Annotated in this window: 18 protein-coding genes, 1 tRNA gene and 3 pseudogenes; 11 read left to right on the forward strand and 11 right to left on the reverse strand. The window is 60.1% G+C overall.

Annotation, left to right across the window (positions count from 1 at the left end; all coding sequences use genetic code 11):
• The first annotated feature begins 69 nt into the window (after nucleotides 1-69).
• Nucleotides 70-732 carry a hypothetical protein gene (locus L0Z65_RS16845; protein ID WP_118068794.1) on the forward strand — a complete coding sequence of 221 codons (663 nt, stop codon included), beginning with the start codon at nucleotides 70-72 and terminating at the stop codon, nucleotides 730-732.
• A 55-nt stretch (nucleotides 733-787) separates the two neighbouring features.
• Here the strand turns inward: L0Z65_RS16845 and L0Z65_RS16850 are convergent.
• The 5 genes from L0Z65_RS16850 to L0Z65_RS16870 all read right to left on the reverse strand — a co-directional run bounded on the left by L0Z65_RS16850 (nucleotide 788) and on the right by L0Z65_RS16870 (nucleotide 5,217).
• Nucleotides 788-864 (reverse strand) — tRNA-Pro (locus tag L0Z65_RS16850).
• A 43-nt stretch (nucleotides 865-907) separates the two neighbouring features.
• Nucleotides 908-1,864 carry a DMT family transporter gene (locus L0Z65_RS16855; RefSeq protein WP_102896265.1) on the reverse strand — a complete coding sequence of 319 codons (957 nt, stop codon included), beginning with the start codon at nucleotides 1,862-1,864 and terminating at the stop codon, nucleotides 908-910.
• Between the two features lie 213 nt (nucleotides 1,865-2,077).
• Nucleotides 2,078-3,181 carry a 3-isopropylmalate dehydrogenase gene (gene leuB, locus L0Z65_RS16860; protein WP_040174534.1) on the reverse strand — a complete coding sequence of 368 codons (1,104 nt, stop codon included), beginning with the start codon at nucleotides 3,179-3,181 and terminating at the stop codon, nucleotides 2,078-2,080.
• 141 nt (nucleotides 3,182-3,322) lie between these two features.
• Nucleotides 3,323-4,387, reverse strand: coding sequence for an endonuclease/exonuclease/phosphatase family protein (locus L0Z65_RS16865; RefSeq protein WP_405109388.1), 1,065 nt, complete (start codon nucleotides 4,385-4,387; stop codon nucleotides 3,323-3,325).
• Nucleotides 4,384-5,217 carry a hypothetical protein gene (locus tag L0Z65_RS16870; RefSeq protein ID WP_405109391.1) on the reverse strand — a complete coding sequence of 278 codons (834 nt, stop codon included), beginning with the start codon at nucleotides 5,215-5,217 and terminating at the stop codon, nucleotides 4,384-4,386. The genes L0Z65_RS16865 and L0Z65_RS16870 overlap by 4 nt, the downstream gene beginning before the upstream one ends.
• Nucleotides 5,218-5,585: 368 nt before the next feature.
• Here L0Z65_RS16870 and L0Z65_RS16875 point away from each other — a divergent pair, with 368 nt between their 5' ends.
• Complete coding sequence (locus L0Z65_RS16875) at nucleotides 5,586-6,575, forward strand: DUF2332 domain-containing protein (RefSeq protein ID WP_405109394.1); 990 nt, start codon at nucleotides 5,586-5,588, stop codon at nucleotides 6,573-6,575.
• 57 nt (nucleotides 6,576-6,632) lie between these two features.
• Here L0Z65_RS16875 and leuD read toward each other — a convergent pair whose 3' ends face one another.
• From leuD to L0Z65_RS16890, 3 genes and pseudogenes are all read right to left on the reverse strand, one after another.
• Complete coding sequence (gene leuD, locus L0Z65_RS16880; RefSeq protein ID WP_096872613.1) at nucleotides 6,633-7,238, reverse strand: 3-isopropylmalate dehydratase small subunit; 606 nt, start codon at nucleotides 7,236-7,238, stop codon at nucleotides 6,633-6,635.
• A gap of 12 nt (nucleotides 7,239-7,250) precedes the next feature.
• Nucleotides 7,251-8,655 (reverse strand): annotated as a pseudogene (gene leuC / locus L0Z65_RS16885) (3-isopropylmalate dehydratase large subunit).
• Nucleotides 8,656-8,710: 55 nt separating this feature from the next.
• Nucleotides 8,711-8,824 carry a hypothetical protein gene (locus L0Z65_RS16890; protein WP_027248644.1) on the reverse strand — a complete coding sequence of 38 codons (114 nt, stop codon included), beginning with the start codon at nucleotides 8,822-8,824 and terminating at the stop codon, nucleotides 8,711-8,713.
• A 137-nt stretch (nucleotides 8,825-8,961) separates the two neighbouring features.
• Between L0Z65_RS16890 and L0Z65_RS16895 the strand changes: the two genes are divergently transcribed.
• The 3 genes from L0Z65_RS16895 (at nucleotide 8,962) to rlmH (ending at nucleotide 11,478) form a co-directional block, all read left to right on the forward strand.
• Complete coding sequence (locus L0Z65_RS16895) at nucleotides 8,962-10,323, forward strand: mechanosensitive ion channel family protein (RefSeq protein WP_040174518.1); 1,362 nt, start codon at nucleotides 8,962-8,964, stop codon at nucleotides 10,321-10,323.
• Between the two features lie 230 nt (nucleotides 10,324-10,553).
• Nucleotides 10,554-10,922, forward strand: coding sequence for a ribosome silencing factor (gene rsfS, locus L0Z65_RS16900; RefSeq protein WP_024095960.1), 369 nt, complete (start codon nucleotides 10,554-10,556; stop codon nucleotides 10,920-10,922).
• An 85-nt stretch (nucleotides 10,923-11,007) separates the two neighbouring features.
• Nucleotides 11,008-11,478: a 23S rRNA (pseudouridine(1915)-N(3))-methyltransferase RlmH gene (rlmH, locus tag L0Z65_RS16905; protein ID WP_405109400.1), complete on the forward strand. Its 471-nt coding sequence runs from the start codon at nucleotides 11,008-11,010 to the stop codon at nucleotides 11,476-11,478.
• 39 nt (nucleotides 11,479-11,517) lie between these two features.
• Here rlmH and L0Z65_RS16910 read toward each other — a convergent pair whose 3' ends face one another.
• A complete protein-coding gene (locus L0Z65_RS16910) occupies nucleotides 11,518-11,886 on the reverse strand; it encodes a hypothetical protein (RefSeq protein WP_405109403.1) in 369 nt (122 codons plus the stop codon).
• A gap of 36 nt (nucleotides 11,887-11,922) precedes the next feature.
• Nucleotides 11,923-12,681, reverse strand: a complete 759-nt coding sequence (locus L0Z65_RS16915) for a DUF599 domain-containing protein (RefSeq protein ID WP_405109406.1) — start codon at nucleotides 12,679-12,681, stop codon at nucleotides 11,923-11,925.
• 90 nt (nucleotides 12,682-12,771) lie between these two features.
• Here L0Z65_RS16915 and L0Z65_RS16920 point away from each other — a divergent pair, with 90 nt between their 5' ends.
• The 6 genes and pseudogenes from L0Z65_RS16920 to L0Z65_RS16945 all read left to right on the forward strand — a co-directional run bounded on the left by L0Z65_RS16920 (nucleotide 12,772) and on the right by L0Z65_RS16945 (nucleotide 19,134).
• Nucleotides 12,772-14,220 (forward strand): FAD-linked oxidase C-terminal domain-containing protein, encoded by a 1,449-nt coding sequence (locus L0Z65_RS16920; RefSeq protein WP_405109409.1) that lies wholly within the window; start codon nucleotides 12,772-12,774, stop codon nucleotides 14,218-14,220.
• Between the two features lie 84 nt (nucleotides 14,221-14,304).
• Nucleotides 14,305-15,406, forward strand: a pseudogene (locus L0Z65_RS16925) (FAD-binding protein).
• A gap of 3 nt (nucleotides 15,407-15,409) precedes the next feature.
• A complete protein-coding gene (gene glcF / locus L0Z65_RS16930; RefSeq protein ID WP_405109412.1) occupies nucleotides 15,410-16,744 on the forward strand; it encodes a glycolate oxidase subunit GlcF in 1,335 nt (444 codons plus the stop codon).
• 130 nt (nucleotides 16,745-16,874) lie between these two features.
• Complete coding sequence (locus L0Z65_RS16935) at nucleotides 16,875-17,729, forward strand: trypsin-like serine peptidase (protein WP_405109415.1); 855 nt, start codon at nucleotides 16,875-16,877, stop codon at nucleotides 17,727-17,729.
• Nucleotides 17,726-18,541 (forward strand): serine protease, encoded by an 816-nt coding sequence (locus L0Z65_RS16940; RefSeq protein WP_096872605.1) that lies wholly within the window; start codon nucleotides 17,726-17,728, stop codon nucleotides 18,539-18,541. The genes L0Z65_RS16935 and L0Z65_RS16940 overlap by 4 nt, the downstream gene beginning before the upstream one ends.
• A 133-nt stretch (nucleotides 18,542-18,674) precedes the next feature.
• Nucleotides 18,675-19,134 (forward strand): annotated as a pseudogene (locus L0Z65_RS16945) (Hsp20 family protein).
• Between the two features lie 102 nt (nucleotides 19,135-19,236).
• Here the strand turns inward: L0Z65_RS16945 and L0Z65_RS16950 are convergent.
• The gene (locus L0Z65_RS16950; protein ID WP_405109418.1) at nucleotides 19,237-21,426 is read right to left on the reverse strand and encodes an esterase-like activity of phytase family protein; all 2,190 of its coding nucleotides are present in this window, start codon (nucleotides 21,424-21,426) and stop codon (nucleotides 19,237-19,239) included.
• Between the last annotated feature and the right edge of the window lie 89 nt (nucleotides 21,427-21,515).

Here is a 21,515-nt window from a genome sequence, read left to right on the forward strand (position 1 = left end):
ATCCGTGACTGTAGTTTCTGTCGAGAGGCGGTCAGGCGCCCCGTTCGATACAACAGGGGAGACCATAAGATGACAGTGACCATAGCTGCGGCCAAAGCCGCGCTGATCTCTATTCCGCTGCTCTTGAGCGCCGGTGGGGCTGCGCTGGCCCAGGACACCAGCATGAGCTTTTTCGTGACCAGCGTCGGCTCAGGAAAAGGCGGCGATCTCGGCGGACTGGAGGGCGCAGACGCACATTGTGCCAGCCTCGCCGAAGCGGCCGGTATCACGGGCAAAACCTGGCGCGCCTATCTCAGTACGCAGGAAGAGGGGAAGCGCGGGACTTCAGCGCGTGACCGGATTGGCAGCGGTCCATGGCACAATGCCGAGGGCGTACAGATCGCAGGCAATCTGGATGAGCTGCATCTTAGTCCCAATATCGTCAAATCCACTGGGCTGGATGAAAATGGTAATCTGGTAAATGGCCGGGGCGATCGCCCAAATGTCCATGATCTGCTCACTGGCACCATGGCGGATGGCACCGCTTATTTCCCGTGGATGGAGGGCGATAAGACCTGTAGCAATTGGACCAGTTCCGGAGAGGGCAGTGCCACGGTCGGACATCATGATCGCCATGGTGGCGGCAATACATCCTGGAATGCGGCGCATGACACGCGTGGCTGTTCGATGGAAGCTCTTGCCATGACAGGTGGCGCCGGACTGTTCATGTGCTTTGCCACAAACGGCGGCTAAGGGCGGATCACGAACCTGGAAACACAAAAGGCGCCCAAGGGCGCCTTTGCATATTTGGTCGGAGCGAGAGGATTCGAACCTCCGGCCCCTGCCTCCCGAAGACAGTGCTCTACCAGGCTGAGCTACGCTCCGACCGTGGCGCGGGATTACACGGCAGGGCTTGGATATGCAAGCCCTATTCCGCCGGTTTATCCTCGCTTTGCCGTTTCAGCATGAGTGATACATTGGTACCGCCCGCAGTATATCCACGGCTCCGGGTGCGCAGAACCGGAGTATTGTCGGAGCGCCCGCCAAAGGCTTCACGCAGCACAATAAAAATGCCGCTGGCGATGATGATGGCAGCACCGACCAATGTCATCAAATCGACCTTTTCGTTGAAAAGAACCACGCTGAAGATGGTGGCCCAGATGATCTGGGAATACTGCATTGGGGCGACGATCGCCGCCTCGCCGATGGTATAGGCGCTGACCGTCAGCAACGTCGCGCAAAACCCAAACAGGGCCACAATCGCGATGCCGCCAAAGGTCACACCTTCCAGTGGGACATAGACCAGCGGCAGTGCCAACCCCATGACCGCAAAGGTCATCAGCATCGGATAGATCATCAGTACGACCCGGCGTTCATCCGCGCTGATTTTGCGCAGAACGACCGACTGAAAAGCGGCGCAGAAAGAGGCAAAAAGCGCGGCCGCATGACCCAGGCCAAAGCTGGTCGCACCGGGGCGCAGCACCACCATCACGCCGATAAAGCCGACCACGACCGCCGCCAGTCGCGGCAGCCCGACACGCTCGCCCAAGATTGGGATCGACAGCAGGGTGATCAGCAGCGGCGTGGCAAACAGCAACGCATAGGTTTCCGCCAGCGGCAGTTCGGAAAACGCGTAAAAGGCACTTGCAGGGATCACAGCCATGGTTGCCGACCGCGCGGCCATCCACCAAGGGTGGACCGGGCGCAGGTGGCCGGGGGTCGCATCCTTGATCAGCATCAAAACCAGCAGGGGAAAGGACAACAGGCTGCTGAAGAACACCAACTGAACCGGTGACACATCCGCACCGAGGATCTTGACCACCACATCATGGGTGGAAAAAATCGCATAGGCCAAGAGGGCAAGCAAAGCGGCTTTTATGTTCATTGGGTCATCCGGGTCGGCGCAAAAATACGGCAGATGGCCTGCACTATAGCGCTAACACTGTCAGGGAAATACTAAAAAAGCCGTCAGCTGTCGCGGATCGAACCGTCAGTCCGCGCGCGCAATCTGGGCTGTTGCCTGCCAGGTCTTAGATCGGTCTGAGCAGGATGTGGCGGGGCCATTGGCGGCCCGCGCCGCGATTATATACCGAAGCCCTTAGAGGCTGGCGTCGAGGGCTGCGATGATCACATCGCCCATTTCAGACGTGCTGATCGGCGAGACGCCTTCTTCGCCCAACAGATCGCCGGTGCGGTGACCATCAGCCAGAACTTGCTCCACCGCAGTTTCCAGACGGTCCGCCTCGGACCCTTGATCAAAGCTGTAGCGCAGCGCCATCGCAAAGCTGAGGATACAGGCAATCGGATTTGCCTTGCCTTGACCCGCGATATCCGGCGCGGAACCGTGTACCGGCTCATACAGCGCCTTGGGTCGGCCGTTTGCCATCGGCGCGCCGAGCGAAGCAGACGGCAGCATGCCCAGAGAGCCGGTCAGCATTGCGGCACAGTCGGACAGGATGTCGCCAAAGAGGTTGTCGGTGAGGATCACGTCAAACTGCTTGGGCGCGCGCACCAGCTGCATCGCGCCATTGTCAGCATACATATGGGACAGCTCGACCTCTGGGTAGTCGGCGGAGACGCGGGTTGTCACTTCGCGCCACAGGATGCCGGACTCCATCACGTTGGCTTTTTCCATCGAGCAGAGTTTTTTGTTCCGGCGCATGGCCAGTTCAAACGCAGACCGTGCGGCGCGTTCGATTTCACTCTCAGTATAGCGCTGGGTATTGATGCCGACGCGCTCGTTGCCCTCTTCGAAGATGCCGCGTGGCTCACCGAAATAGACACCCGAGGTCAGTTCGCGCACGATCATGATGTCGAGACCGGCAACGATGTCCTTTTTCAAGGAAGAGAAATCCGCCAGCGCGTCAAAGCATTGCGCCGGGCGCAGGTTGGAGTAGAGATCCATCTCCTTGCGCAGACGCAGAAGGCCGCGTTCTGGTTTGACGGAGAAGTCGAGATCGTCGTACTTGGGGCCGCCCACGGCGCCCAACAGAACCGCATCGACTTCTTGTGCCTTCTCCATAGTCTCATCGGCCAGCGGTTTGCCGTGCACATCGTAGGCGGCACCACCAACAAGATCCTCGCTCACATCGAACTGTAGATCGCGCTTTTCGCCATACCAGGTGATGACCTTGCGGACCTCGGCCATGACCTCGGGGCCGATCCCGTCGCCGGGCAGAATCAGAATCGATGGGTTGGACATATGGGTACTCCTTGAAAGCGTTGCAGCCGGGGTAACGGCACATCGCCCTTGGGTCAATGTTCCGGGCGCAGATAGCGGCTGATCGCTTTGTTTTTATGGCTGAGAGGGCGGTTTTCGCGCCATCTTGTTGCAGTGAAACTGCTACGGAATTTGCAGATCTGTCCAGACCAGCGCATGACGGCTGGCAGGGCGGTCCGCGTCGCCGTCTTTGGCCGGGATATTAGCAGGCCATATCAGCCCTGACGCGACAACCTGCAACGCTTGTGAGGGCAGGACGTAGTCGACACGCATCGGACCGGATGTGCCCCAGTTGACGGTATCTGTGTGTCCTGCATTATCCCGTGGTCGTGGGTCTTGCAGGCGCGGATCGCGGAGTAGATCCGCGATGGCCGCGCGGCGACCGGCGCCTTTCTCCGGGTCGAGGTTGGCCCCGCCTACGATGACCCATGGTTCGGCTGGTGCGGGACCAAGCCCGCCATCCAGCAGGACCTGCCAAAGCCTGATTTCGTCTTGGTTGCGCAGTCCGTTGCGGTCTTCCGGCCCGTCAAACAGCGGGGGTGTTGCCTGAAATGCCAGAACTGACAGCGGCTCACCACTGGGCAGCAGGACAGGGACAACCCAGTGCCCGGTTGTCGACAGGCGCTGAGCTGCCAGCGCGTTAGGGCTGGGGAAGGGGGTATCATCGGGGTATGTTGGCAGCGTGGCACCGGGCAGATCCTGCCAAAGCAACGCAGACAAATCTCTCACGTCATCGCGCAGAATGGGCAGCCGAGAGAGGATGGCCATGCCGTCCTGCCCGGTGAACCGGCCATAGCCCTGTGCATCCCGCGCGGTGCCCAAACGCCCATCGCCGTCCATGTCGTGCCCGGTCTGCATGCCAGTATTGGGCCGCGCGGCGTAGATATGCCCATAACGGGGGATGCGTTTGGCCAAGAGGTTGCGTAGTTCGGCCAGGCTGCGGCCTTCGTAGTCCCAATCAATCCCCTGCAAGACAAGTACATCAGCATCGGCCTCGGTGAGTGTTTGCAAAATGGCGGCTATCTGCGGATCCTTGCCGCGTTGCAGATCCCGCAACAACAGGCCGGGTCCCTTGCGGGACAGCTCCGTATTGAAGCTGGCGATGCGCAAGGTCTTTGCAGGGTCCGCTTCGGCAGGGTTGATCAATGGAAGGAGAACGGCCAGCAGGAGCGTGGCCAGCTGTCTCATGCGGTTTGCAATGCCTCTGAACTGGCATAGGCGGCACGGCGCTTCTGCGCGATCAGATCTGAAATCCGCAGCATTGCGAGCCCGCGCATAATCATTGACGCAGGAACAAAGGCCCAGGCCGAAACGACCCAGACTAGGGTCTGCGGGGCCGCCAGCAGGCCGGGGTCCACGATACCGGAGGTGAGCTTCACCATCGCAGGCAGCGCGAAGGGCAGAAGCACGCCACCAACGATATTGATCCGGGCATCCCGTTGTAGCCGCTCAACCACGTCGCCGCCGGTCGTCGGGTCGAAGAGAGGCAGGTTGGTCCAGACATTGAAGGGCCCATTACTGAGCGGCCAGTCCCGAAGCCGGATCGCCAGCGCAAAACCAAGGATGGTGATGAGGGCAATCATATAGCTGAGCGCCGCTGCCGCCATTACCTGTGAGATAAGATCCGGCGCCACATGGGCGGGCATCATCAACCCGGTCAGCTGGATCGGGGAGAACGCGAAATCAAGTGTGTCGCCCAGCCCTGAGGCCAGACCATGCACCAGAGAGGTGAGGGCAGTTGCTTCCATCGGATGGCGGGTCACCAGGCTGACCAGAATGACGATCAGGGCCAGCGATATGAACCGCATTCTGTTCAGCGGAGGCGCCTCGCGAAACTCCACGAAACTTGGATAGCTTGAGAAATACTCGGCGAAGGTCAGTGCTGCGGCGAGGATGGCAAGCAGGGCGATCACCTCGGGTGACCGTGTCGCTGCATCCGGCAACAACAGCGATGGCATTGCAATCAGCAATGCAACAAAGATGCCGCGGATGGCCGCGCCTGTAATCCGTGCTATCACGCCTCGATCCCTTCAAACTGGACTGGCCGGTGCATTGCCGTGCCGTTGTTCCAACTTGATGCCCGCATGCATTTCTTGGTGAAATGTCTCTGCTGAGCGCTGCCTCATTTCCGCCTTATTTGTGCCCGTCAGCGGGATATTGCTCAAGTTCGCACCAGGGTTTCAGCAGGGTTTTGCGTGTTTTGGGTGGTAGGGTGGTGCTGGTTTGCATCAGTGATCGTGGCTGCGTGTGAGTGAAAACAAGGGTTTATGCGGTGGTCCACAATATGTTGTGGGAGAGCCGCGCAACTGGGATAGTGGGGATCAGGGCAGATTTCGGCGCAGGTCAGTCGCCGCGCGTGCTGCTCGCGGTTTGGTTGGAGGCTGGGATGATCCCTCACATTGCAGAACGCTACGTCAGATTCGCGCAATGGGAGGCCGCAGGTCAGTCGCCCATCTATGAGAGGCTGGCGCTGCATGTGGCTCACTCGCAAAACTGTCTCGGCTTTTTGTCGGCGTTGCCTGCAGATCGTCAGCAACCCAATCTTCTGTTTGCGGCAGTGCGCCACGTTGCAGGCCACATTTCCTGTCCGGAAGCATTTGACAGGGTCATCCGCGACCGGGCCGAGGAAGTTGCCGCGGTCATGCGAAGACGGACGACGCAGACGAATGAGCCGGGACGCTGTGCTGTCTTGCTGCCCCTTTTGGCGCAGATCACTGGGCCGATCGCGCTGATTGAGGTGGGCGCCTCCGCTGGTCTGTGCCTGTTGCCAGATATCTATGGGTACGATTGGGGCGACCATAAGCTGCCCCCGCCGCCGGAGTTTGCAGGTTGTGCCCCGGTATTTCAGTGCAGCGCGTCACCGGGTACACCGCGACCGATGGCGCACCCTGATATTGTCTGGCGGGCGGGGCTGGATCTGAACCCTCTTGATGTCAGTTGTGACGCTGACGTGGCTTGGCTGGAACAGTTGGTCTGGCCTGAACATCAGTTGCGCCTTGATCGGCTGCGGTCCGCGATTTCGGTCGCAAAGCACTGTCCGCCACATGTGGTCTCCGGAGATTTGATGCAGGATTTGCCTGCGCTGGTCGCTGAGGCACCGGGCAATGCAACCGTTGTCATCTTTCATACCGCAGTTCTGACCTATGTCGCCGATCAACAGCAGCGGGATGCCTTCGCGAAGCAGATGCTTGAGAGTGACGCAATCTGGATCAGCAATGAGGGGCCGCGCGTCTTCCCTCAGTTTGCAGCCCGTGCAGGTCAGCCTCGGGGCGATATGTTCTTACTTATGCAGAATGGCCAGCCCTTGGCATGGACCGGCCCGCATGGGCAGCAGATCGCGTGGCTGTCTGCAACTAAAGCATCGCGCGCAAGATAAAAAGCCGCCCATGAGGGCGGCTTTTTGCGGTGATATCAAAGGTGACCTGATGTCGGGTCAGACCCAGGGGCGCTCTTGCGCAGCCTTGTCTTCAAAGCTGGTGATAGAGGCGGATTTCTCCATGGTCAGGCCAATATCGTCGAGCCCGTTCAGCAGGCAGTGCTTTTTGAACGCATCAACCTCGAACGTGATCACCTCACCATCGGATGTGGTGATTTCCTGCGCTTCCAGATCGACAGTCATGCGCGCGTTTGCGCCTTTTTCCGCGTCCTTCATCAGCAGATCCACCTGCTCTTGCGGCAGGACAATTGGCAGGATGCCGTTCTTGAAGCTGTTGTTGAAGAAGATGTCGGCAAAGGATGTTGACACAATGCACTTGATGCCAAAGTCGGCAATCGCCCAAGGCGCGTGTTCGCGCGAGGAGCCGCAGCCAAAGTTGTCGCCCGCGATCAGGATCTCTGCATCGCGGTACTGCGGCTTGTTCAGCACGAAGTCCGCAATCTCAGTGCCGTCGCGGTTATAGCGCATCTCGTCGAACAGGTTCTTGCCGAAACCGGTGCGCTGAATGGACTTCAGGAACACCTTGGGGATGATCATGTCGGTGTCGATATTGACCAGCGGCATGGGGGCAGCGATGCCTTGGATTTTTGTGAACTTTTCCATTTTGCTGGCTCCTTAGTTCAGCTCGCGCACATCGGTCAGCTTGCCTGTCAGGGCAGCGGCGGCAGCCATGGCAGGGGACACCAGATGGGTGCGACCCTTGTAGCCCTGACGACCTTCGAAGTTCCGGTTGGAGGTTGCGGCACAGCGCTCGCCTTCGGACAGCTGGTCGGGGTTCATAGCCAGGCACATGGAGCAGCCCGCAAGACGCCACTCGAAACCGGCATCCTGAAGGATCTCGGCAATGCCTTCTTCCTCAGCCTGAGCACGGACCAAACCGGAGCCCGGTACGACCATGGCGCGCATGCCGTCCTTGATCTTCTTGCCCTTCACGACCTCAGCCACGGCGCGCAGGTCTTCGATGCGGCCGTTGGTGCAGGAGCCGATGAACACGGTGTCGATTTCAATGTCGGTCAGTTTCTGACCGGGAGTGAGCCCCATGTATTCAATCGAACGGCGGGCCGCCTCAACCTTGCCGCCGGTGAAATCCTCAGGTGCGGGCACCACACCGGTGATCGGCAGCACGTCCTCAGGGCTGGTGCCCCAGGTCACAATCGGCTGGATGTCTTCGCCCTTCAGGGTGACAACCTTGTCGAAATGGGCGCCTTCGTCGGTGAACAGGGTCTTCCACCAGTTGAGCGCGGCTTCCCACTGGGCGCCCTTCGGGGCGTGCGGGCGGCCTTTGACATACTCGAAAGTGGTCTCGTCCGGCGCGATCAGACCGGCGCGGGCGCCGCCTTCGATTGCCATGTTGCAGACGGTCATGCGGCCTTCCATCGACAGATCGCGGATCGCTTCGCCGCAGTATTCGATGACATAGCCGGTGCCGTGCGGCGGTGCCGGTTTCGCCGATCACGGCCAGGGTGATGTCCTTGGCGGTCACACCCGGCTTCAGCTTGCCGGTGATCTCCACCTTCATGTTCTTGGACTTCTTCTGGATCAGCGTCTGGGTGGCCAGCACGTGCTCCACCTCGGAGGTGCCGATGCCGTGCGCGAGCGCGCCAAAAGCGCCGTGGGTGGCGGTGTGGCTGTCGCCGCAAACCACGGTCATGCCGGGCAGGGTCCAGCCCTGTTCCGGGCCGACGATATGCACGATGCCCTGACGGACGTCATCCACCGGGTAGTAATGCACGCCGAATTCGCGGGCGTTCTTGTCGAGCGCTTCGACCTGGATGCGGCTTTCCTCGTTCTCGATGCCTTTGGCGCGGTCGAGCGTGGTTGGTACGTTGTGGTCCGGCACCGCGATGGTTTTATCCGGGGCATGCACGCCGCGGCCTGCCATGCGCAGGCCTTCAAACGCCTGTGGGCTGGTCACTTCGTGGACCAGATGGCGGTCGATATAAAGCAGGCTGGTGCCGTCCTCGGCTTCATGCGCAACATGCGCATCCCAGATTTTGTCGTAAAGCGTCTTGGGGGACATGAGTCCTCTCCCGTAGTTTTTGGAATGTAGCTGGCAAAAGGGCTTGGCGGCAGCCTTATAGCCGCGCCAGGACCGTGCGGGCGGCACCAAAGAACCGTTCGCGCAGGCGTGCGCGGTCTTGCAGCTCGATATGATGGGCCAAAACGAGGGTCATGGCTGTCAGATACATCTGCTGGGCGTGGCAATCAAGATTCGTTCTGAAACGCAGTGAACAGGATGGTCGCACCTGGGATTGCGATATCCCCCAAAGTCGCGCCTTGATTGGAACCTGAAGGCGCGTCAGACTCGCAAACAAAAGGGAGCGTCATGGATCCGGACGAACAGATCGAGACCAAAGATGCGCTGGCCGAAAGCACGGCCGAGGCGATTGAGCTGGGGCAGCAGCTGTGGGATTTCCTGACCAACACGGCGGAGGTTCTGCTGCGCCCATGGAATGCCTATCAGCTCGGGATCGCAGCCGGTCTGTTGGTCCTGGCCGCGGTGTTGGCCAAACCCATCGCCGGGGCTTTTCACGATTGGCTGCGTGGCCGCACCGGCTGGCCGCGTTGGCGTATGCGGGCAGGGCTTGTCTTGCACAGGCGTATTCGTGGCATCCTTTTTGTATTGCTGATCTGGACCACGGTTCTGATCATGCAGGATATCACTTGGCCCAGCCGATCACGCCTATTGGTGGTGATCGCAAACCTGTCTCTGGCCTGGCTGATCGTGTCCTTTGCGACGCGGCTGGTTGCCAATCCCCTGCTGCGAAAGCTGGTAAAATATGGCGCCTGGATCTGGGTCACCCTACGCATCCTCGGCATTACAGCTGAAGCAACGGCGTTTCTCGACAGTGTGGCGATTGATTTCGGGGATTTGCGGATCTCGCTGTTCTTGATCGTTCAGGCGGTGGTCATTCTGGGTGTGATGCTCACGCTGGCGCGTGCGATTTCATCCGTTGCCGCGAACCGGATCCGCAACAATCCGGATATCTCACCGTCAATGCAGGTGCTTGGTGCCAAGCTGGCGCAGATCCTGCTGCTTGGCGGTGCCTTCTTCATTGGGTTGAAGGCGATTGGAATTGACCTGACGGGCCTTGCGGTTCTGTCTGGTGCCATTGGTGTTGGTCTTGGTTTTGGTCTACAGAAAGTTGTGTCCAATCTGGTGTCAGGCCTCATCATCCTGCTGGATAAATCCATCAAGCCGGGGGACGTAATTTCGCTCGGCGAGACCTTCGGCTGGATCAATTCCCTAGGCGCGCGCTATGTGTCTGTGGTGACCCGGGATGGGCGCGAATACCTGATCCCGAACGAGGATTTCATCACCAATGAGGTGGTCAACTGGTCCCATACAGACCGATTCGTACGGCTGGATCTGAAGTTTGGCACCGGCTACAGCGATGACCCGCATGAGGTGCGCCGTGTCGCGATTGAGGCGGCCAAGACCGTGGGGCGTGTGCTGAGTGGCGGCAACCGGGCGCCGGTCTGTCACATCGTCGGATTTGGGGACAGCAGCGTGGACTATGTGCTGCGGTTCTGGATCAGCGATCCGACCGGCGGGCTGACCAATATTCGCGGGAACGTCTATCTGGCGCTCTGGGACGCCTTCAAGGAGGCCGGAATCTCGATCCCCTTCCCGCAGCGGGAGGTGCGTGTGCTGAACGAGGCCCTGCCTGTGGCAATGCAGGACTGAGACGCGTTCTGACAGGGAAGGCAGCTCAGTCACATCGTCATTTCACGCTGATCTTACGCCTGCGCGGCGCGCATAGCAGCTCAGCCGTCAAGGTTCATTGAAAAACCGCATATGGCTTGCTACATTGAGGCAACCCCAGCGCCGGGGGACCGGCGGCGCGTTACAAGGAGGACAATGTCCTGTCACCCGAACCTCAGGCGGCCCCAGATGCTGGCCGCGGAGTGGCCGTAATGGCTACCAAATCACAGCCAACCAGCGATGAGCTGCTGGCGCGTGTTCTTTCCTCGCTGAATGACGACAAGGCTGAAGATGTCGTGCAGATCGACCTGCGCGGCAAAACGGCTATTGGCGATCATATGGTTATTGCCTCGGGTCGCTCCACCCGGCAGGTGGCGTCTATGGCTGAAAAGTTGGCTGACCGCCTGAAGCAGGACTACGGCATGGTCTGCAAGGTCGAAGGCAAAGACACCGGCGACTGGGTGCTGATCGATACCGGCGATATCATCGTCCATCTGTTCCGTCCGGAAGTGCGCGAATTCTATCAGCTCGAAAAAATGTGGCTGCCTGCGGGCACGTCACCTGCCCAAAGCGAGAACTGATCACCAGATCGGATCCGGTTCCATCAGATCGGCCCGTGCAGAGCGTAGGATGCGCCTGGCGCGGGCCTGTATCGAAAGTGTCCTCATGAAAGTTCATTTCTGTGTGGTCGGGCGGCTGCGGGCCAGCCCGGAAAAGCAGTTGATTGACGACTATATTGAGCGCTTCGACCGCACGGGTCGGGCCCTTGGTCTGGGCCCTTGTCGCATTGTCGAAGTCGAGGACAAGAAAAACGCAGGCATGGCCGCCGAGGCGGAGCTGCTGCGCAAGGCAATCCCCAAGGGGGCTGTCATCTGCACATTGGACGAACGCGGCAAGCTGCTGAGTTCGCCTGATTTCTCAAAACGCCTTGCCGATTGGCGCGATACCGGTCGCCAAGATGTGGCCTTCGTGATCGGGGGGGCGGATGGGATTGATCCCAGCTTGCGTGCTGAGGCCGATTTCTCGATCTCTTTGGGCAAGATGGTCTGGCCACATATGCTGGTGCGGGTGCTGTTGGCAGAGCAGATCTATCGCGCCGCCACTATTCTGGCAGGCAGCCCGTATCACAGAGCCTAGCCTAAAGGGCTCCTCAGCAGAGCGGTGCCATCGATGGCGTCAGCAGGAGGAGCAGGCAAGAGGCAGCACATAGGTTGCTTCGGACCAGCCATCGACATTGCAGCGGGCCTGGATCAACACGGTGTCCAAACCCTCCGGTATTGCCACACCAGCCAATGACCTGGTGAAGGGCTGTTCGTTTACATGCGGATGGGCAAGTTCGCGCAGGCCGAGCACATTGCCTTTGGTGTCCAGCACTCGCCAGCCGTCCGCATAGTGGTCCCAGCCGCTGTCCGGATGGGCCAGTGTGACACTTATGCGCCAGCTGTTGCCCGTCTGCTGTGCAGTCGCTTTAGTTATCTGTGGGTCATCGGCCAGCGCCACCGCAGGCAGCCAAATCAGAGAGAGTAGAGTGATGCATCGGATCATGGCCCGAGTATAGGCGTGACGCGCATTCTGTCGCGGTCACATCTGCGTGTTGCTTCGGTCGGCGCCTACGGTCGCGCCGGGCGCAGGTGGCGTCGTGTTCGCGGGAACCCGTTGCAATATACTGCGTGATTGTGAGGCAAACTCGCGGCGGTAGAGCACGGCAAAGGTCACAAGGCTGGCCGCAATCAGCGCCCATGAGCCGATCAGCCAAGCCACGGCGGCAAGGGCAAAATAGGTGGATCGCATGGCGCGATTGAAACTGCGCGCTGCGGTAATGCTGAGATCCGCCGCCTGACTGGCGCGGGGATAGGCCTGCGCCTCCGCGTCGGTGTTGGGTACCGCCGCCATCAGCACAAAACAATAGCCGAACAATCGGTGCGCCCAGACATACTTCAGAAACGCATTCGACAGTAGCAACAGCACCATCAAGATTTTGACATCCCAGACAAAGGCTGGCGCGCTCTCCAGGCTCAGGTCCTGCGCGACACCAGCCAGTTGATCTGTGTTGCCGATCAAGGCGAGCCCGCCGCCAATGGCGATCATTGAGGCAGAGGCAAAGAAAGCACTGCCTTGCCGCAGGTTCGAGATCAGCTGCGCATCAAAGATTCTCGGATCGCGTTGCACCATCTGAATCATCCAGGCATGCCGGAACTCAGCCATCAGGCTGGAGACGGAAGGATGCTCTTCCGTGGCATTTTCGATGCGCCATCCAATGCCGAGCCAGCACAGGATCAAAAGCACGCAGGCTGCCAGATCAGCGGGTGAAAACAGGGCAATACGGTCGAGCAGGGTCATGCGCTGACCCTAGCTGTGGAACTGCGGACTTGCCAGCTGTGAAAATTGGTAATATTAATTTACCAAATCATGCATCCACAGGAGAGCCCCATGGACATGCCCATCCCAGATCAGACAGTGCTGTCACAGAAAGCTGCGCTGGCATCGCGGCTTGCGGCGGTCTTGCCGGATGATGCGCTGGTTCAGGGCCCGGCGGAGACTCGCGCTTATGAATGCGATGCGCTGACGGCATATAAATGCCCGCCGATGCTGGTTGTCCTGCCGCGCACGACCAAGGAAGTTTCCGATGTGCTGCGGATCTGCCATGCGGCTGGTGTTCCTGTGGTGCCGCGCGGCGCGGGCACCTCGCTTGCCGGTGGCGCTCTGCCGACAGCTGATTGCGTGATCCTTGGTGTCGCGCGGATGAATGCTGTGCTGGAGACGGACTACGACAACCGTATTATCCGGGTGCAGACCGGGCGAACCAATCTGAGCGTATCAGGCGCGGTGGAGGAAGAAGAGTTTTTCTATGCGCCGGATCCATCGTCGCAGCTGGCCTGTGCGATCGCTGGCAATATCGCGATGAACTCCGGCGGTGCCCATTGTCTGAAATATGGCGTCACCACCAATAACCTGATGGGGGTGACCATGGTGATGATGGATGGCACCGTGGTGGAAATCGGCGGCGCCCATCTGGATGCGGGTGGGCTGGACCTGCTGGGTTTGATCTGTGGCAGTGAGGGACAGCTGGGGGTGGTGACCGAGGCCACTTTGCGCATTCTACGCAAACCTGAAGGGGCGCGCCCCGTGCTGATTGGCTACGACAGTAATGAAGTCGCCGGTGCCTGTGTCAGCGATATCATCAAGGCAGGTGTGCTGCCGGTCGCGATTGAGTTTATGGACCGCCCTTGCATTGAGGCCTGTGAAGCCTTCGCCAAGGCGGGCTATCCGATGTGCGAAGCCCTGCTGATCGTCGAAGTCGAAGGCAGCGATGCGGAGATCGACCACCAGTTGCGGCTGATCACCGAGATTGCCCGCTCTCATAATCCGGTGGAACTGCGCGAGGCCCGCGACAGCGATGAGGCCGCCCGCATTTGGCTGGGTCGGAAATCAGCCTTTGGTGCGATGGGGCAGATCAACGACTACATGTGTCTGGACGGCACAATACCGGTCACATCGCTGCCCCATGTTTTGCGTCGCATTGGAGAGATGAGCCAGGAATTTGGCCTGGATGTCGCCAATGTGTTTCACGCAGGCGATGGCAATATGCATCCTTTGATCTTGTTTGATGCCAACAAACCCGGCGATCTGGAAACCTGCGAGGCCTTTGGCGCTGAAATCCTGAAGCTCTGTGTGGAGGTGGGTGGCTGCCTGACAGGGGAGCATGGTGTCGGGATCGAAAAGCGTGATCTGATGCTGGATCAATACGGCGCTGCGGATATCGAGGCACAGCTGCGGGTGAAGGATGTGTTTGATCCCAAGTGGTTGCTGAACCCGGCCAAGGTTTTCCCCCTCTCGACCACGCAAAGCCGTCGAACCCCGGCAGCTGTCCCCCTGTAACAGTGGCCCATGGCAGACCCTGTGCGGGTCTGCGGCGGGGGCTTTGCCCCCACGACCCCCAGAGTATTTTGGAAAGGTGAAAGAATGACACCTCAGAGCGAGGCCGAGCTGGCCAAGATCATCGCAGGGGCAACAGCGCCTCTGGCTGTCAGCGGCGGAGGCACCCGTGGTCTGTCGATGGGCGGTGAGACGCTAAGTGTGGCGGGTCTCAATGGCGTCACACTTTATGAGCCCGGCGCCCTGACACTGGTTGTGCAGGCGGGCACATCGGTGGAGGAGGTGCAGGCGCTGCTGGCGGGGGAAAATCAGCGCCTTGCCTTTGAGCCGATGAATCATCGCGGGCTGCTTGGAACCACAGGAACGCCAACCATGGGCGGGGTGTTTGCTGCCAATGTCTCCGGCCCCCGGCGTATTCAATGCGGCGCGGCGCGGGATTTTCTGCTGGGGGTGCGTTTTGTCGATGGGCGCGGCGCGGTGCTGAGCAATGGCGGCCGGGTGATGAAAAACGTGACCGGTTACGACCTGGTGAAGCTGATGGCTAAGCTCTCATGGCACCCTGGGGGTGTTGAGCGAGGTATCGCTGAAGGTGCTGCCGTGTTCGGAGGCCTGCGCGACGGTGACGGTGCATGTGGCGGATCTGGGGTTGGCGGTTGCTGCGATGTCGACGGCACTCGGTTCGCCCTATGATGTGACCGGCGCGGCGTATGATCCGGCTTTGGCCGCGGTTCATATTCGGGTCGAGGGGTTTGAGGCCTCCGTTACCTATCGCGCCGAGGCCTTGAAAGCGGCGCTGGGTCGATTTGGAGAGGTGAGCCTTGCCCTCGGCGCCGGGGATGCGCTGTGGGATGGGATCCGCGATGTCGCGGCGTTTCATGACCAGCCCGGCGACGTCTGGCGAATTTCGGTCAAACCGTCGGATGCGATTGCACTTGCGCCTGCGTTGCAGGCGGAGGGCTTGCTGTTCGACTGGGGCGGAGGGCTGATCTGGGCGCTGGTTCCGGCAGGGAGCGATCTGCGATCCCGGCTGACGATGCCGGGTCATGCGACCTTGGTGCGCGCCAGCACGCAGACACGGGCTGAGCTGGGCCAGTTCCAGTCACAACCGGGGCCACTCGCTGCGATATCTGAGGGGCTGCGGCGCCAGTTTGACCCGCGCGGCATTCTTAATCCGGGACTGATGGGGTAGACGATGCAGACGACATTCAGCGAAAAACAGCTGCGCGACCCGGGCACCCAGCGTGCCAACGAAATCCTCAGGTCGTGTGTGCATTGCGGCTTCTGCACTGCGACCTGCCCGACATATCAGGTGCTGGGCGATGAGCTGGACAGCCCGCGCGGTCGGATCTACTTGATCAAGGATATGCTGGAAAACGAGCGGGTCCCGGATGCCAAGACCGTGAAGCATATTGACCGTTGCCTCAGCTGCCTGGCCTGCATGACCACCTGTCCGTCGGGGGTGCATTACATGCATCTTGTGGATCATGCGCGCGCCTACATCGACAAACACTATGACCGGCCATGGAGTGATCGTGCCCTGCGTTGGTTGCTGGCCCGGATCCTTCCGTATCCGGGGCGGTTCCGTCTCGCCCTGATCGGGGCCAAGCTGGCACAGCCTTTCAAAGGGCTCATGCCTGATGCTCGTCTGCGTGCCATGCTGGATATGGTGCCGCGGCATATCCCGCCGGTCAGCCGCAACGACGACCCCCAGAGCTTTGCCGCGAAGGCACCACGCAGGAAACGCGTTGCCCTGATGACGGGTTGTGCGCAGAAGGCGCTCAATACCGATATCAATGATGCCACCATTCGTCTGCTGACCCGGCTGGGATGTGAGGTGGTTGTGGCCGCGGGGGCGGGCTGCTGCGGAGCGCTGACCCATCACATGGGGCGCGAGGCGGAAAGCCACGCCACCGCCGCGAAGAACATCCGCGCCTGGACAGACGAAATCGACGGGCAGGGCCTGGATGCGATCGTCATCAACACCTCGGGCTGCGGCACCACGGTCAAGGACTATGGTCATATGTTCCGCAATGATGCGTTGGCAGAGGATGCGGCGCGGGTTTCGGCGCGCGCAATGGATATCTCCGAGCTGTTGATGCAGCTGGACCTGCCGGAAGGGGAGGATAAGGAAACAACGGTGGCCTATCACGCGGCCTGTTCCTTGCAGCATGGGCAGCAGATCAAGACCCACCCGAAAACGCTCCTGAAGCGCGCAGGCTTCACGGTGGTGGAACCTGCCGACAGTCACCTCTGCTGCGGTTCGGCCGGGACTTACAATTTGCTGCAGCCGGAAATTTCGGCTGAGCTGAAGGCCCGTAAGGTGAAGACATTGGAAGCCAGGCAACCGGACCTGATCGCAGCGGGCAATATTGGATGCATGATGCAGATCGGCTCCGCCACGGACATCCCAATCCTGCACACGGTGGAATTACTGGATTGGGCCACCGGAGGTCCGAAACCAAGGGCGTTGGTGGCGGGTGGGCCGGGCGCTGATCCCCGCGCGGGAGAGATCCCGATCCTTAGATGATGCAGGTCGGCAAGATGTCGCTGCCGACCACCCACAGGCCGGGTGCATTCCGGATCCTGCTGCCGTAATTTCGCCCCAAGCAAAGCATACCCTGAAACGGGAGCAATTGGGACATGGGGCTGGCAGGGTTATGAGCGTAAAGAAACCGATCCGGCAGCGGATGCTGCCACTGGCGGCAGCGCTGGTCTCCATCGGGCTGGCCTGTGTCGCCGCGCCGACGGGAGCAAGCGCTGACGACAGCCGCCTGCAACGGCTGGAAACCACTGAGGCGGGGCGTGATTGGCAGGCGGTCGGACGGCTTGACGTCAATGGCGAAGGTTTCTGCACCGGTGCATTGATTGCGCCTGATCTGGTGCTGACAGCGGCGCATTGTCTTTATGACCGCGACAGCCGTACTAGGATCGCACCGCAGACCATCGAATTTCTTGCGGGATGGCGCAACGGGCGCGCCTCGGCCTATCGCAGCATCCGCCAGGCGGTCATCCATCCCAGCTATATCTACGATGGCAAAGTCTCGACAGACCGGGTGCGCAACGATATCGCGCTGCTGCAGTTGCAGCGGCCCATCCGCAACACCACCGTGATGCCATTCGAAACCGACCAGCGTCCGCAAAAAGGCGCTCGGATTGGGGTAGTGTCCTATGCACACGACCGCTCGGAGGCTCCGTCGCTGCAGGATGTCTGTGCGGTGATGGCCCGGCAGGAGGGCGTTTTGGTGATGTCCTGCGACGTGGACTATGGCTCGTCCGGTGCGCCGGTGTTTTCCTTTGACGCAGGGCGCCCCAAGATCGTGTCGGTGGTCTCTGCCAAGGCGGAGGTTTCCGGTCAGCAGGTCGCGCTTGGCTCGGCTCTGGCAGAGGAATTGGCGTTGTTGCGTGCGCAGCTCACCGGTAGCCGGATTGGCGGCCAAATGCCCCCCGGAGTTGGCCGCGTGAAAGTGGGCGAACGTCGGAGCAATTCCGGCGCAAAGTTCATCAGCCAATGAGACTCTGCGCACTTGTCCTGACTGTGGTGACCGCGCTCTGTGCGACTGTGGCAGCCGCGCAGGATACCGGGTTGCGGCGTCTGACCGACCGTGATGACCTCCTGGGGTGGGAGGCAGTCGGGCGGCTGGAGCTGAACGGGCAGGGGTTTTGCACCGGCACGCTGATTGCGCCGGATCTGGTGTTGACTGCGGCGCATTGCGTCTATGATCAGCGCAACAACTTGCGCCCGGCTGATCAGATCACCTTTCGCGCGGGCCTGCGCGATGGCGTGGCCATTGCCGAGCGTCAGGCCTTGCAGATTGCAGCGCACCCGGGGTTTCGATCGGGTGGGCGGCTTGATCTTGAGAATATCCGCCATGATGTTGCATTGATCCGGCTGGCGGCCCCAGTGACCAGTGGTTTGGCGAATGCCTTCGTGCTGCATTCCGGCCGGGACTACGGAAGCGATATATCGGTGACGTCCTACGGGATGGGCCGTGCCGAGGCCTTGTCACGCCAGCGCCATTGCAATCTGATGGCCGAACGCGCGGATGTCTTGATGATCGACTGCAACGTCACCTTCGGCTCCTCCGGTGCGCCAGTGTTCTCGCAGGTGGGGGGACGCGGGCGTATTCTGGCGTTGATTTCTGGCGGTGGCGCGTACGGTGGGAAGCAGGTGGCCTTTGGCATGAAACTGCCGCAAAGGGTGGCCGAGCTGAAAGCACAGCTGCGCCGCAATCCAGTGGCGGCACCGGATCGGCGAATTAAGCGTATCCGCGTGGGCAGTGGCACGTCGGCGGGCGGTGCGAAATTTGTCCGCCCCGGCGGATAAGCCACCTCTTGAACCGACAAATTCAGCCCTTATCTCAGTTCTGTTCGGATCGCCGATGATCGGGGTCCGACACTCCAAACGCCTGTCCCTGATGGGAGGGCACGTAGAAATCGCTCACGAATGAGGATGACACATGCGTAGTTTTGATTTTGCACCGCTGCACCGGGCCACCATTGGCTTTGACCAGATCGCCGACCTGATGGATCGCGCCCTGAGTTCTGACGTCGCGCAGCCGAGCTATCCCCCATACAATATCGAAAAAACCGCTGCAGATGCCTATCGTATCTCGATTGCTGTTGCTCGGCTTTTCCGAGGCTGATCTGGGTGTCGAGGTGAAGGAAAACGCGCTGGTCGTTTCGGCGAAGAAGTCCGAAGACGACAGCGACCGTACCTACCTGCACCGTGGCATCGCCACCCGCGCGTTTGAACGCCGGTTTACCCTGGCCGACCATGTGCGCGTCACCGGTGCCAGCCACTCCGACGGTATGCTGCACATCGATCTGCAGCGCGAGGTGCCTGAGGCGCTGAAACCGCGCCGGATCGAAATTGCAACAGGCAAGGCGCCTGAACTGGACGCCAAGACCGTAAACTGATGCTGCCCTGATCTTCCTGATCTGACAGCTTTGAACGCGGCAGCCCCCCCGATGCTATCGGGGGGGCTGTTTTGGTATGTCGGACACGCGGAGTGGATGAGGTCAGTTGACGGTCGGCGTGTTCATCTGACCGATGGAAAAGAACATCGTCTCGCCGGAGGCATCATCGACGCCATCGTTGTCGGTAACGATGAACCCTTCGCCCTCGGCGGTGATGGCCAGCCCTTCGACCTTGTCCAGAACATAGCCGCCGGTCGCGGTCAGATCCGGCAGCAGATCACGCACCAGTTCTTTGCTGACCACCGGCAGATCACCACCCAACGGGGCCGGTGTCATCTCGGCCAGCGGAATGCGATAGACCTTCTTGGTGACGGCACGGAAATCATGCTGGTTGTCGCGTTCAATCACGTAGGCATAGTCGCCATAGGCCACGATCTCCGACAGGCCAACCCAACCGGTGTCCGGTTCTGCCTTGGGATAGTGGACCGCGCCCCATTCCTTGGTCTCAAGGTTGTAGGCTACCAGTTTGACGTGGTTTTTGGGGTCATCTTTCCATTCGCGCTGTACTGCCATCCAGAGCGTGTCGCCGACCTTGGTGATGCCTTCAAAACCAAAGCGTTTTTCAACGGCCATCAGCTCGGCAGGCAACCCGATTTCTCCACTCTTGGCTTTGATGAGCCCGTCTTTGGAGACGTGATAGATAGCATGTGGGGTCACCCGATCAGTGCGCCCTTCAGAGGCAACATAATAGCCACCTTTGCCGTCCAGCGTGATGCCCTCCAGATCCAGTTTCTGGGCCGGGTTGCCGTCTTGGCGATGAATGCGGATCACGTCGGTGATACGGGCAGGTGTCTGGCTGGGATCAATTTTGAAGATCGACGGCTGGAAGCCATAGAAGCTGTCGTTGACCGCATAGATCATACCATCCGCATCCGCCACCATGCCAGAGAGCGCGCCCCAGCCGATCAGTTCATCCGCTCCGGCAGAGGTCAGATGCGGATAGGTCGGTGCGCCGTCTTGCAATTCATACATCATGACGTGGGCGCGGGGGCCTTTGTCTTCGATCAGATCCTTCTCATTGGCCGAAACCAGCAGATTGCGCTCGGGGATGACGGCGTATCCTTCTGGCCCAACCCCAGACGGCAGCAGCTGGGTGAGAACCGGATTGGCAGGATCCGTAACATCATAGACCCCCACCACCGACGCGCGTTCTGCACCGACGAACACATAGGGCATGCCGTCGAATTCGGCGAAGGTCACGCTTTCGGGTTCGACGCCTTTGGCGTCGGAGCGTTTGTCCGGGTAGTGTCCGATCTGCACGATCGCGTGTTCAAAGGAGGTGCCGCTGTCGTAAACGATGGTGCCGTCCTTGTTGAAGATCGTCCAACCCCGCGATCCTCCCTGATAGTCGCCTTCGTTTGCGGTGGCGAAGTGCGTGTCGTCAATCCAAGTGACGGCATCGGGTTCACGCAAGCGCTCTGTCTGGCTTTCGCCAAATATCAGCGCACCGCGTTCGTCCGTGGCATCGATACTGTCAAGGTCCACAGAACCGGCAGAGAAATGGTTCAGGATCTCGCCGTTCTTCGAGACGATCACGAGGTGGTTGTTTTCCTGTAGCGTGACGACGGTTTCCCCAAGCCCGTTGATCGCGACATATTCAGGCTCCGGATCCTCGCCTGCGATATCTGAAAGACCCGTGAGGCTGACAACTTTCATCGACGCGCAATCAAGGCCCTCCTTGGTGGTGTTCACCAGCACCAGATTTCCCGCAGGCATCTGTGGCAGCATGCCACCGTTCAAGTCTTCGTCCCGCTCGTTTTCAATCGCCACAGCGAGAAATCCGCCGTCCTTGGATTTCGCGACAGAATCCGGCTGGCCACCCAAATCACAGGAGCCCGTTTCAGCGCCGGTTTCCGTGTCGATAGATTTCAGCAGGCCCGAGGGCTGTGTGTAGCTTTCGGAGGTATTGATGCCGACATAGGCGGTGCTGCCAATGACTGCGACCGATGTGGGTTCGCCCGGCAGTGCGATATTGCCCTTGGGGGCTGGGGTGGCCGGATCGGTGATATCAATCAGCCCCAGAGCCTCCAACGGACTGTCGGTGTAGACCAATGTCATGCCATCGGCTGTGACGTCGATGATTTCTGGCGAGGTTTCGCGTGATGTATCTTCTCCGGCGGCCATGTTCTGGACCACCGGGAAGGCGGCGATGCGGTTAAAGGATTTTTCTGCCTGGGCAATACCAGCGGTAAGGGCCAGCGCAGAGGTCAGGCACATGAGACGCGGAAACATCGGCTACTCCGAAAATTGGACAGTTGATTGCCCAACCTCCTGCCGTGCCCGCGTAAAAGGACTGTGACGGTTCAATGTCGTTTTGACGA

The sequence above is a fragment of the Phaeobacter sp. BS52 genome (assembly GCF_045040595.1).
Taxonomy (GTDB): domain Bacteria; phylum Pseudomonadota; class Alphaproteobacteria; order Rhodobacterales; family Rhodobacteraceae; genus Phaeobacter; species Phaeobacter piscinae.

What these genes read in the sequence shown, in the direction of transcription:
- L0Z65_RS16845 (WP_118068794.1), top strand. Translation starts at nt 70, where the DNA reads ATGACAGTGACCATAGCTGCGGCCAAAGCCGCGCTGATCTCTATTCCG.
- L0Z65_RS16855 (WP_102896265.1), bottom strand. Translation starts at nt 1,864, where the DNA reads ATGAACATAAAAGCCGCTTTGCTTGCCCTCTTGGCCTATGCGATTTTT.
- leuB (WP_040174534.1), bottom strand. Translation starts at nt 3,181, where the DNA reads ATGTCCAACCCATCGATTCTGATTCTGCCCGGCGACGGGATCGGCCCC.
- L0Z65_RS16865 (WP_405109388.1), bottom strand. Translation starts at nt 4,387, where the DNA reads ATGAGACAGCTGGCCACGCTCCTGCTGGCCGTTCTCCTTCCATTGATC.
- L0Z65_RS16875 (WP_405109394.1), top strand. Translation starts at nt 5,586, where the DNA reads ATGATCCCTCACATTGCAGAACGCTACGTCAGATTCGCGCAATGGGAG.
- leuD (WP_096872613.1), bottom strand. Translation starts at nt 7,238, where the DNA reads ATGGAAAAGTTCACAAAAATCCAAGGCATCGCTGCCCCCATGCCGCTG.
- L0Z65_RS16890 (WP_027248644.1), bottom strand. Translation starts at nt 8,824, where the DNA reads ATGTATCTGACAGCCATGACCCTCGTTTTGGCCCATCATATCGAGCTG.
- L0Z65_RS16895 (WP_040174518.1), top strand. Translation starts at nt 8,962, where the DNA reads ATGGATCCGGACGAACAGATCGAGACCAAAGATGCGCTGGCCGAAAGC.
- rsfS (WP_024095960.1), top strand. Translation starts at nt 10,554, where the DNA reads ATGGCTACCAAATCACAGCCAACCAGCGATGAGCTGCTGGCGCGTGTT.
- rlmH (WP_405109400.1), top strand. Translation starts at nt 11,008, where the DNA reads ATGAAAGTTCATTTCTGTGTGGTCGGGCGGCTGCGGGCCAGCCCGGAA.
- L0Z65_RS16910 (WP_405109403.1), bottom strand. Translation starts at nt 11,886, where the DNA reads ATGATCCGATGCATCACTCTACTCTCTCTGATTTGGCTGCCTGCGGTG.
- L0Z65_RS16915 (WP_405109406.1), bottom strand. Translation starts at nt 12,681, where the DNA reads ATGACCCTGCTCGACCGTATTGCCCTGTTTTCACCCGCTGATCTGGCA.
- L0Z65_RS16920 (WP_405109409.1), top strand. Translation starts at nt 12,772, where the DNA reads ATGGACATGCCCATCCCAGATCAGACAGTGCTGTCACAGAAAGCTGCG.
- glcF (WP_405109412.1), top strand. Translation starts at nt 15,410, where the DNA reads ATGCAGACGACATTCAGCGAAAAACAGCTGCGCGACCCGGGCACCCAG.
- L0Z65_RS16935 (WP_405109415.1), top strand. Translation starts at nt 16,875, where the DNA reads ATGAGCGTAAAGAAACCGATCCGGCAGCGGATGCTGCCACTGGCGGCA.
- L0Z65_RS16940 (WP_096872605.1), top strand. Translation starts at nt 17,726, where the DNA reads ATGAGACTCTGCGCACTTGTCCTGACTGTGGTGACCGCGCTCTGTGCG.
- L0Z65_RS16950 (WP_405109418.1), bottom strand. Translation starts at nt 21,426, where the DNA reads ATGTTTCCGCGTCTCATGTGCCTGACCTCTGCGCTGGCCCTTACCGCT.